General features: G+C 58.3%; 8 protein-coding genes and 1 tRNA gene. 3 read left to right on the forward strand and 6 right to left on the reverse strand.

What is annotated here, in order from left to right:
- Positions 1–4: 4 nt before the first annotated feature.
- Positions 5–1,018 (forward strand): acyltransferase family protein, encoded by a 1,014-nt coding sequence (locus E4U03_RS06335; RefSeq protein WP_135012553.1) that lies wholly within the window; start codon positions 5–7, stop codon positions 1,016–1,018.
- Between the two features lie 217 nt (positions 1,019–1,235).
- Positions 1,236–3,098: a Na+/H+ antiporter NhaA gene (nhaA, locus tag E4U03_RS06340; RefSeq protein WP_209304133.1), complete on the forward strand. Its 1,863-nt coding sequence runs from the start codon at positions 1,236–1,238 to the stop codon at positions 3,096–3,098.
- Between the two features lie 76 nt (positions 3,099–3,174).
- On the opposite strand, the gene E4U03_RS06345 is transcribed toward nhaA, so the two are convergent.
- From E4U03_RS06345 to E4U03_RS06370, 6 genes are all read right to left on the reverse strand, one after another.
- The gene (locus E4U03_RS06345; RefSeq protein WP_167752335.1) at positions 3,175–3,735 is read right to left on the reverse strand and encodes an NADPH-dependent FMN reductase; all 561 of its coding nucleotides are present in this window, start codon (positions 3,733–3,735) and stop codon (positions 3,175–3,177) included.
- Positions 3,736–3,880: 145 nt separating this feature from the next.
- A tRNA-Pro gene (locus tag E4U03_RS06350) sits at positions 3,881–3,957 on the reverse strand.
- A 65-nt stretch (positions 3,958–4,022) separates the two neighbouring features.
- Positions 4,023–5,840, reverse strand: coding sequence for an ABC transporter ATP-binding protein (locus E4U03_RS06355; RefSeq protein ID WP_135012559.1), 1,818 nt, complete (start codon positions 5,838–5,840; stop codon positions 4,023–4,025).
- Positions 5,837–7,711: an ABC transporter ATP-binding protein gene (locus E4U03_RS06360; protein WP_135012561.1), complete on the reverse strand. Its 1,875-nt coding sequence runs from the start codon at positions 7,709–7,711 to the stop codon at positions 5,837–5,839. Before E4U03_RS06360 ends, E4U03_RS06355 begins: the two co-directional genes overlap by 4 nt.
- Before the next feature lie 43 nt (positions 7,712–7,754).
- Complete coding sequence (locus E4U03_RS06365; RefSeq protein WP_194210390.1) at positions 7,755–8,684, reverse strand: metallophosphoesterase; 930 nt, start codon at positions 8,682–8,684, stop codon at positions 7,755–7,757.
- 32 nt (positions 8,685–8,716) lie between these two features.
- Positions 8,717–10,828, reverse strand: a complete 2,112-nt coding sequence (locus E4U03_RS06370) for a transglycosylase domain-containing protein (RefSeq protein WP_342447729.1) — start codon at positions 10,826–10,828, stop codon at positions 8,717–8,719.
- 139 nt (positions 10,829–10,967) lie between these two features.
- Here E4U03_RS06370 and E4U03_RS06375 point away from each other — a divergent pair.
- The coding region (locus E4U03_RS06375; protein WP_135012567.1) for a DUF4177 domain-containing protein at positions 10,968–11,100 on the forward strand (133 nt) is incomplete at its 3' end.

An 11,100-nucleotide genomic window follows, 5' to 3' on the forward strand; every position in this document is an offset into this window, starting at 1 on the left:
TTGCGTGACCGACCTAAAGACCGCAGGCCGTGTTATCGGTATTGACCTGGCTCGCTGTGCTGCCCTGATCAGCATGTTTATCGTCCATGGAGCCCCCGGCGGTGGCCCCGGTGGGGTGCTGAACCTGAGTGAGTTTCTGACCGCCCCGCTCTTTGCCTTCCTCCTGGGAGCGGGCGCTTTCTTCTCATCTCAGCGTATGAGCTTCCCTGCCCTCTTTGCCTCCTCGGTGGTGCGGGCTATTGTGCTGGTTGCTCTGGGGCTCTACATCGGTACCTGGGGTGCCCAGGTCGATATCGTGCTGGAGTACCTGGGGTTGCTGAGCCTGCTCATGGCCCCCCTTGTCTTCCTGCCCTCCTGGGCCCTGTCCCTCCTGGCTGTGGGCAGCTGGTGGTTTGCGGCGTCCGCCCGGACCTACTTCCAGCCCCATGCTATCCAGGCCTCTCTCGACGGCAGCTACACTGCCTACCTCTACGAGTGGACGTTCACCGGCCAGAACTACCAGGTTTTTACCCTGCTGACCTACGCCTGCATCGGTGCGGTGATCGCCTTCCTCATCGAACGCTGGGGTGTCTGGGGTGATGTAGCCCTGGCCCTGCTGGGAAGCCTGGCAACCGGTGGCCTCTTCTGGTACTCCCGTTTTGCTGTTGCAGAGTTCCTTCCCTACACTTCCAGCCGGCTTGAGATTGCCTTTAGCCTGGCAGCCTGCCTGGCGACCTTGGGCTGGTGCTGCCTGCTGGCGCGTGCTCTAGCCGGGCGGGAGCACCTGGCCGGTGCCCTGGTGGGAACCGGGCGTATGACCCTTTCCCTTTACGTGCTCCAGATTGCCGTGCTGGCCCTGTACGCTAACTACGCCCCAGCCTACGGCCTGCCTGCCTCTGATAACTCTTGGGCCATGATGTTTGGCCTGATTCTGGGTGCCCTGCTCTTTGCCTGGGTCTGGCAGCGCCTGCTCGGCCAGACTTTCTTATGGCGCGGCCCGCTTGAGACCACCTTAGCCTGGGTCTCTGGCAGGGGATAGATCGCCCTGCTCGTCATATGCTTGGCCTGCTGCTATAGGGCCCGGCTTTACTTTGCCCCAAGGCTACCAACATCACAGCCTGTGTGCCTGCCTGGCTAGGCAGAAAAAGGCTAGTCTATTCAGACTAACTTCTTTTCTGCCATCACTAAACCTATCTGAACTTTATAGATAGGAAATGCAGGGAAACACACCACTACCTGATGAGCTAAGGACCGTCGTGTCTCAAGAATCAATAATAACCAGTAACTATTTGCGGAAGTACGTTCGACGATATCGTTTTCTGCGAAGTGAAACTAACGCTGCCCTAGCTCTAGCACTAGCTACTGCTGCAGCTCTTATCTGGGCTAACTTCGGTGGCGAGAGCTACAGCCACTTCTGGCACACTGAAGCCGGGTTCACTATTGCCAACTTTGACCTTCACTTCACCTTCCATGAATGGGTAGACGAAGGTTTGATGACCTTTTTCTTCTTTATGGTGGGTTTAGATGTCCGACGTGATATCGCTTTAGGAGAGCTGCGCAATCCCAAACAGGCGGTACTTCCCACAGTTGCAGCTTTGGGCGGCTTGGCTGTTCCTGCCTTAATCTTCTATTTCATGACAAACGGTTCAGGCTTTGAATCAGCCTGGGGAATCGTTATCTCCACCGATACAGCTTTTGCACTGGGTATGCTGGCCCTCATTGGCCCCAAAAATGCTCCCCGTCTGCGAGCCTTTTTATTGGCTTTTGCGGTTATTGATGACATCGGGGCACTGAGTGTTATCGCAATCTTCTACACTGACGATTTGAACCCCACAGGGCTATTCTTTGTAGCTCTCGGCCTGGCCGCTATATGGCTAATGGCCCGTCGTGGTGCATGGCAATCTTTCCCCTACATTGTCATTGGTATTTTTACCTGGGCAGCAATGTATTCATCTGGAATCCATGCAACTTTGGCAGGCGTACTGATCGCTCTGCTGATGCCAGTTTATGCCCCTCGCCGCTCTGACGCCGATGCCGCGAGTGGCCTCTTTAATCTTTATCGACAAGATCCTGTCCCAGGTACAGCTATGGCTGTCCGTCAAAGCTTGCTATATGCAATCCCGCTTAATCAGCGTCTATCAGATTTTTTGCCCTCGTATGTGAATTACTTGGTTGTGCCACTTTTTGCTCTAGCCAACGCGGGTATTGTGATTACAGGTGAGAGCTTTTCAGCAGCAGCTACTTCGTCTGTTACTTGGGGTGTTATCTTTGGTCTTGTTCTAGGCAAGCTTTTGGGTGTTGTTCTAGGGGCATGGGCTGTGACTAGGCTGATGCCTTCAAGCCGTCTCCCCGGTCTCGATATGCCTCGCATCGCAGGTATTGGCGCTCTCTCTGGCATCGGGTTTACGATTTCCTTGCTAGTTGCTGGTATGGCTATTGATGATGAAGTGGTCCGTGACCAGGCCCGTATCGGTGTGCTTCTTGCATCTCTCTTTGCCCTTATCCTGGCAACCATCATTTTCCGCTTGGGTGACCGTTTCGCACCGCTTGAGCCGCCAGCTGGTGAACGCCTTCCCCGGGCTATCGATCCTGAAAAGGACCATCTTTACGGTGACCCTAACGCAGTGGCTCAGGTAGTTTTTTATACCGATTACAGCCCCAACAAGGTCGCTAAATTCGCAGGCGCACTCTGGCAGTCCTACAATGAACTAGATAATGATTCGCGAATTTCATATACCGTGCGTCATAAGACAGAAGGAGCTCTCTCAAACTACCTTGCACTTTCTATCGAAGCCGCTGCGGCACAAGGAAAATTTGGTGAGTACCATAATGCTATCTCGCATATTGCTGATGAGGTCGCTAGTTATGACGAGTCTATAGTGAAAGAACTTGCTGATTCTCTGGGACTAGACTTTGTTGCTATGCAGGAGCGTATTAGCAGTGGTATAGATCAGGCCAGAATTGATCGAGATAATAGCGATTTGCCAGAAGAGCTTCGCGAATCAGCTGATCCTATTCTCTATATCAATGGCCGTCGCGTTGAAGGTCCCCTTAACACCTGGGTTATCGGTAACCAATTAGCTGAAGAACTAGAGAAGGCTGAGAGCCTCACCAGCTAGGTTATCGTTTGTAAAGATAGACATGCGGCGGCCCTCCCTGCCAAGCAGGGAGGGCCGCCGCATACCTAGTGCCGTTTTAGGTGCCGAGGAACTTCATATAGTTAGCGACGAACTCGTCAAAGTTCTTCTGCTGCTCTTCATCTAGTTCTAGCTTGCCGGTACCCCAAGCCTCGCCGGGGATGCGGACGCCCAGGCCCTCGCCCTCCATCAGGTTGGCACGGACGTAGGGGACCAGGTGGCGCAGGCTCTCGCGCACGAACTTACCGTAGGTTGAATTAGCAACCGAGGCAATACCGACCTTCTTGCCGTTCAATACGGTGGGGGACTCGCGGTCGCCCGCGATAACAGCGCGTGATGCCCAGTCAATCAGGTTCTTCAGGCGGGCAGGGTAGGAGCCGTTGTATTTGGGGGAGATCAGAATCAGGCCGGCGGCGTTAGCGATATCGGCGCGCAGTTTCTGCACAGATTCGGGCGCGGGGAATTCGGAGTTTTGGCTGAGCAGGGGAACTGCCGAGAAATCGTAGACCTCAGCGCGCTGGCCCTCATTTTCTAGGGCTTCGACGAGCTGCTCGGCGAGCTGGGTGTTGAATGAACCGTCGCGGTCTGAGCCGGAGATAACGAGAATTTTCTGTGACACGGGTCGTCCTTTCACTTCTACATTTTTCTTCAGCCTACACCCAATAAACTTTACAAGGCAAGCATCTGTGACGCTGTGTGACCCTATGAAAGCAGAAGAGAGCAAGAAAAAACCGCCCCCGGCTAGAACCAGGGGCGGTTATGCTTGGTCGGGATGACAGGATTTGAACCTGCGGCCTCGTCGTCCCGAACGACGCGCGCTACCAAGCTGCGCCACATCCCGATTGTTGCGTATAACAACCTCTCAAGTATAGCGCGGTGGTCTTAAGCCTGCCAAATCACCCCGATTTAGCCCTCGGTGCTGTTGTTCTCTTCCCAGGCCCGAGCCATGGCGGCAAAGCGGCCGCCGGCCTCGACCAGGGCGGCGGGGGAGCCGTCCTCCACCACGCGTCCGTCCGACACCACCAGCACCCGGTCGGCGGTGAGGACCGTGGAGAGGCGGTGGGCAATCACCACAGAGGTGCGCCCCGCCAGCAGGGACTCAAGCCCCTGCTGCACCAGCTTTTCGGTGGGAATATCGAGGGAGGCTGTGGCTTCATCGAGAATTAGGGCGGCTGGGTCGGCGAGGAAGGCCCGGGCAAAGGAAATGAGCTGACGCTGGCCTGCAGAGACCCGCCCGCCGCGCTTAGAGAGGTTGGTATCGAAACCCTGGGGTAGGCCGGTGATGAAGTCGTAGGCCCCGACCTTGCGGGCCGCCTCGAACACTTCTTCATCGCTGGCGGCCGGGTTGCCCAGGCGGATATTGTCGGCCACGGTGCCCTTGAAAAGGTAGGCCTCCTGGGTGACCATGACGACCTCACGGCGCAGCTGCTCATCGGATAGGTCGCGCAGGTCTACCCCGTCGAGGGTGAGCTGACCGTGGGTGACATCGTAGAAACGGGCAATGAGCTTGGCGATGGTTGATTTACCGGCGCCGGTTTCTCCCACCAGGGCTAGGCGCTGCCCGGCAGGGATGTCGAGGTTCAGGCGGTGTAGGGTGGGGCGTCCTTCGACGTACTCAAATTCAACTTCGTCAAAGACCAGATGGCCGCTTGCGGGGGCGGTTCGGCGGGCCGGACGCTCGGGTTCGGCTACCTCGGGCTCTTCGGCGAGGAAGCCCGACACCTTTTCAAGGGCGGAGACCGCTGACTGGAACATGTTGTAGTAGTCCGAGAACATGAAGATAGGTTCAAAGACCCGGTTGGCGTAGATGACCAGGGCTAGCAGGGTGCCGGCCTGCATGGACCCGCCCAGAATGGAGTAGCCACCGATGACGAGCACAATGGCAACAAAGGTGTTACCCAGAGCCTGAAGGGCTGGCATGTAGGTGCCGTGCACCTTGATGGACTGCATGACGTGCACCCGGTAGTCCTCGGCGGCGTCCGCGTAGGCTGCGCGCGAGCTTGCCTCGGCGCGGAAGGCCTTGACGGCGCGTAGGCCGGTGAAGGTCTCGGCAAAGCGGGAGATGATGCGGGCGGACGCCACCCGCTGGGCCCGGTAGGCCAGTTCAGATTCGCGGCGGAACCAGACGGTGAGCCAGGCGACGGGAAGCATCATCACCAGCAGGGCGAGGCCAGCCCGCCAGTCCATGAGGCAGAGGGCCACAATAGTAAAGGAGATGGAAAGCAGCATAGCTGCAAGCTCAGAAAGCCCCGAGTCGAGGAACTGCCGAATCGTATCGAGGTCGCTGGTGAGGCGAGAGATTACGCGGCCCGAGGTGTAGGTGTCGTGGAAGCCCACCGAGAGTTTTTGGGCGTGCTCAAACATGCGCTGGCGCAGGTCAAAGAGTACCTTCTGGGAAATCTTGTAGGTGAGCAGAATATTGGTGTAGGTGGCTAAACCGGCGACGACCGCTGCCGCTACATAGAGGGCCGCCAACACAATCGCGTAGCTGCTGTCTCCAGCCAGCAGGGGTTCTAGGGCGTCGTTGATAGCCGTAGAAATGAGCCAGGGCATGGCCGTGGTCAGGGCTGTTGCCAGAATCACCAGGAAAAGGGTGAAGAGCAGGTGGCCCCGTACCGGCCGCAGCACATCGAGTAAGAGCGCCACCGACCGGCGGCGAACAGCCTTAGCCTCGCTCTGAGAGAGCTGAATCTTATCTTCTGAATCGGTAATTCTCTGGCTCATCGCCCGCCCTCCTGCATCTTGCTCTCAACCTCACCGGTGTCCGTCGGCCTTGCGGGAGTGAGCTGGGTGTCGGTGCTCATCAGGTCGCGGTAGATGGGGTTGCTGAGCAGCTCGGTGTGGGTGCCCACCGCAGCTACCTGCCCCTGCTGCAAGAGCACAACCCGGTCGGCCAGAGCCACCGTAGAGGGCCTGTGGGCCGTGAGCAGAGTGGTGGTTTCGGTCAGCTCCTGCTTGAGCAGCCCCACCACCTTTTCTTCGGTCGTCACGTCGAGGGCAGAGAGCGGATCATCGAGCAGGAGGACGGCCGGGCTCGCGGCGATAGCGCGCGCTAATGAGAGGCGCTGGCGCTGGCCGCCAGATAGGCTCATACCTTCTTCACCGATGACGGTATCGAGTCCATTTGGGAGCTGGTACACATAGTCAGCGGCAGCCACGGTCAGGGCACGGGTCAGAATGGCCTCTTCCTCAGCCGGGGTAAGTCCGCTGCGGTCTAGACCCAGCAGGACGTTATTGCGCACGCTCGCCGAAAACAGCAGGGGGTCTTCAAAGGCAATTGCCACCTGGGAACGCAGTTCAGGCAGGGGAAGGGAGGCGATATCGCGACCGTTCAGGCTGATGCTGCCCGAAGTCGGCTCATAGAGCCTCTGCACCAGCTGAAGGACGGTAGACTTACCCGACCCGGTCGAACCGACCAGGGCAATAATCTCTCCCGGGCGTACCTGCAGGGAGAAGCCGGTGAGTACCTGCTGCTCCTGCTTCCCGTAGCTGAAGGCGACGTCCTTAAAATCGAGGCGGGCAGCTGCCGCCTCGGGGCGCTCACGGTGGACGGGCAGCATGTCGATATCTTCACCGGCCTCGCCCACCATGACCTGGCGGTGGCGGTCCATAGAAACACTCGATGCCAGATACATGGAAATCAGCATGCCCGAGCGCTCCACCTGGGTAAACAGGATGGTGGCGGTTGCGAAATAGCTGGTGAGGACACCAACCGTCATGACGCCGGTACTCACCAAGTGCAGGCCCCAAAGCAGGGCCACACAGAGGGAGGCTCCGCTAATGAGGGTGGTCTGCATACGGACCCGCCCCATGGCCCGGCCTCGGGCAACTTCAAGGTCTAGTAGTTCTTGGGCTTCTTGGCGGAACCCGGCCAGGGCGTGCGGGCCCCGCCCCAAGGCCTTGAGCACGCGTAGACCTTGCACCGATTCTTCGACGGTTGTTGCCAGGTCGCCGGTGTGTTCTTGGGCCTTGCGGGTCAGGGTGCGGAAGGTCAGCACAAACCGCCAGACGCAGAAGAGAGTCAGCGGCATGCTGGCCAGGAAGACCAGTCCCAGCTGCCAGGAGCCGGTAAACATGTAGAAACTGCCGACAGTTACCTGTACGGCTACGGTAATGATTTGAATCAGGCCGAAGGCCGTCCAGCGGCGGATAGTGCCCAAATCGCTCATGACACGGGTCAGGAGTTGGCCCGAGGGCCAGCGGTCGTGGAAGGCCACGGGGGAGCGCAGTAGACGGTCGAAGAGGTCGATGCGCATGGTGTTTTCTACCGTGCTGGCGGGTTCAATAACCAGTTGCCTGCGTAAGAAGAAAAGGGCGGACTGGGCTAGACCCAGCGCAAAAACCAGGGCGCCGCCTGCCCAGACTGCCCCCACGGTGGGCTGGTCGGTCAGCATGGCATCGACAATCCAGCCCAGTACCTGGGGGATAGAGATAGCGATAATGGCTGCGGTGAGTGCTACGAAAAGCCCGCAGACCCAGCGCGCGCGAATAGGGCGGGAATACTGCCAGAGGGTGATGTCCTGTTCGGTGCGGGCACCGTGGGGCACAGGGGGAGGTATGGGTATGGGGGAGACGCGCAGTAGTCGAGAAGCCATAGTAATCTATCTTATATTTGCATTCCTGCAAAAACCAGATAGGTTACCGGGTTGTCAGCGTCACCAGTACAGCTTCGGGCGGGCAGAAGAGTCGCACCTGGGCATAGCGTGAGGTACCCAGGCCAGCCGTTACCTGCACAGGCACGTCCCCCTGGTAGGAGAGACCCTTGGCCCGGGCCGGGGGTAGGTCACAGTTGGACACTAGGGCCCGCCCACCCGGGAGGCACACCTGCCCACCGTGAGTATGGCCCGCGAAGATAGCCTGGGCGCCGTCGTCCGCAAACCGGTCCAGGGTGCGCAGGTAAGGGGCATGGCAGACACCCAGGCGGACGCTCGGGCCCGGCTCCGCGTCGAAAGCGGTGGGGGAGAAACCGGGGTGGCGGTCGTACTCCAGGTGGGGGTCGTCCACCCCGGAGAACTCTAGGCGCAGCCCTCCCAGGGGGAGCGTCTCATAGCGGTTAATCAGCCCTACCCAGCCGCGGGTATCGAAGGCATCGTGCATCACCTGGGTGGGGAGTACCGCGCGGGTCTGGTCGTTGGCCTCGTCCCCGGTGTTCTTCTTCCAGAGGTAGCGGGCCGGGTTCTTGGGCACCGGGGCAAAGTAGCAGTTAGAGCCCGGCACATAGACACCCGGATAATCCAGCAGGAGGTCCAGGGCCTCTAGCAGAGCGGGAAGGCCGTCGAGGTGGGAGAGGTTATCGCCGGTATTGATGACCAGGTCAGGCTCTAGCTCGGCCAGAGAATGCATAAAGGCGGTTTTCTGGGTCTGCCCCGGAATCATGTGCATATCCGAGATATGCAGGATCTTGAAGTCGGGGCTACCTGCCGGCAGAATCGGCAGGGTTTCCCGGCGCACCTGGAAGTTATTGAGCTCAATAAAGTGGGCATAAGCGGCCGTGGCGGCCCCAGCTACGGCACCCGCTGCCAGAACCGCTGAAAGGGTCTGGGCAAGAGCGCCAGCTGAAGCCGCCACGCCACGAGAATTCTGAGAATTCAAGGGAGTCCTTACTGGTTAGTACCAAGAACCGTGTTCGAGGGGGTATCGAACTTATCGGTGTTGTAGTTCTTAGCCTGGGCCTGCATGAATTTCTGCCATTGGGCACCTGCGTAGGTGGCACCGTCCACGTAGTCCAGAACCTTACCGTTGATGGAAAGGCCGTTGAGGGAACGTGAACCGTTCTCCATGTTGCCTACCCATGATGCGGTGGAGAGGCCGCGGGTGTAGCCCACCATCCAGGTCTGGGTTGAGTTGTTGGTGGTACCGGTCTTAGCGGCGGACGCATCGGCCAAGCCGATACCGCGCTGGTAACCTGAGCCGTCTACCAGAACCTGCTTGAGTACGTAGCTCACACCGTTGGCAACGTCTTCTTCAAGTACGCGCTCACAGGTGGACTCGTAGGCCTTAACTTCGGTGTCGTTCTTGCTGACGGTTTCAAGTGAACGGGGCTCACAGTAGGTGCCGCCGCTAGCAAAAGTGGCGTAGGCCGAAGCCATAATCAGGGGGGTGGTACCCTGGTCCCAACCACCCAGAAGGTAGGAGGGGCGGGTGATGGTGTAGGGGTCTGCCCCATTACCGTCGGTGATACGGAGCTTGGCACGTAGGTCGTTGAGGGCACATGCATCGGTCACCGACGCCATCTTGATGGCGTAGGAGTTAATGGAGTTCTTCAGGCCGTAGGCCACGGTGCCCCAGCTCTGGTTACCACCTTCAGCGTTGGTGAAGACGTAGCCATCAGCATCTTCGGAGGTAACAAAGCCGCCGTCCTCGCACTTAGCAGGCCACTGGAAGCTCTTGGGGTAGCTGAGGGAAGTGCCATCAATGGTGGCGTTGACGCCCTTGCCGTCCTTAATCCACTGGGCCAGAATCACGGACTTGAAGGTTGAGCCGGGCTGGAAGCCTGCGGTGCCACCGTGGGAGACACCCACGTTGAAGTTGAAGTAGTTATCCGCAAAGTCAGTCTGGTCAGAGTCACCGTAACCGGAGTTCTGAGCCATGGCAATAATCTTGCCGGTGCCGGGTTCAACAGAAACCAGAGATGCGCTAACGCGGTCGGGATTGTTGCTTGAGGGCTGGGTAGTCTCAACCTGGGTCTTGGCGTCCTTCTGAGCGTCAGCATCAACGGTAGTAACGATCTTGTAGCCACCGCGGTAGAGGGCATTCGCACGGTCGTCCTCGGTGGCACCATAGGTCTCGTCGTTCAGGAAATCATAGATAGCGTAGTAGCAGAAATGCGCAAAGTCGCCGGCGGTTGAGCAGCCCATGGGGGTGGTGTGAATATCGAGAGTAATCTCTTCATTCAGGGCGTCCGAGTACTCGTCCTCGGTAATCTTGCCGTCGCGGAGCATGGTGCCCAGCACTACATCGCGGCGTTGCTTAGACAGCTCGGGGTTAACATCGGGGCGGTAGACGTTGGGTGAAACCACCATGCCCGCCAGAATCGCCGACTGGGAGATACTGAGCTCTGAGGCTGAGATGCCCCAGTAGTAGTAGGCTGCGGCCTCTACACCGTAGTTGGAACCGCCCAGGTTGATGATGTTGAGGTAGCCCTCAAGAATCTGGTCCTTAGAGAGGTTCTGCTCCATCGAGATAGCCAGCTTCATTTCCTTGATCTTATCAAGGTAGTCCTTATTAGCACCCAGGGTACTGGCCTCGGTACCTGCCTGTTCAGCTGCGTCAATGAGCAGATTATTGACGTACTGCTGGGTCAGGGTAGAAGCGCCCTGACGGGTCTCAGGGTTAATGACGTTGTTGACCAGGGCGCGGGCGATACCCATGGGGGAAACCGCACCGTGCTCGTAGAAGTTACGGTCTTCGGACGAAAGAATCGCGTCCTTCATGTGCTGGGAAATATCATTCAGCGCCACCTCGGTGCGGTTCTGAGAGTAGTAGGACGCCAGCTCAGTCTTGCCGTCATTCGCGTAGATAACGGACGGCTGAGAGAGCGGTCCGTCGCTGAGGGAAGCGGGCAGACTCTTAAACCAGTTCATTGATGCATTGATAGATGCACTCAGGGCCGTGGTGGGCGGCACCATAATCAGCGCCGCAATAAAACCGGCAATGATGCTCAGCGCAACAAACTGAACAAGGTCGCCGGGGCTACGGCGCCTCTTTCGCACATTCTTTGAAGAAGCCATTGCATCAGTTTATCGGCTCAGGGCGAAAAGCGCACCGGCGTGCATGTCACAGCCACCCAAGAAAAACCTGTGAGAGGTGTAAGAGTCGTCTTTTTAGCCCCGGTGGTCTAGGCTTGGTGCTATGGAAAAATGGGAATACGCAACAGTGCCCCTGATGATTCACGCAACCAAGCAGATCCTCGATAACTGGGGTGAAGACGGCTGGGAGCTCGTTACCGTGCTCCCCGGCGCCCCCGCCCCCAGCGGCGCCACCC

It is taken from the genome of Rothia nasimurium, from assembly GCF_004569295.1.
Classification (GTDB): domain Bacteria; phylum Actinomycetota; class Actinomycetes; order Actinomycetales; family Micrococcaceae; genus Rothia; species Rothia nasimurium_B.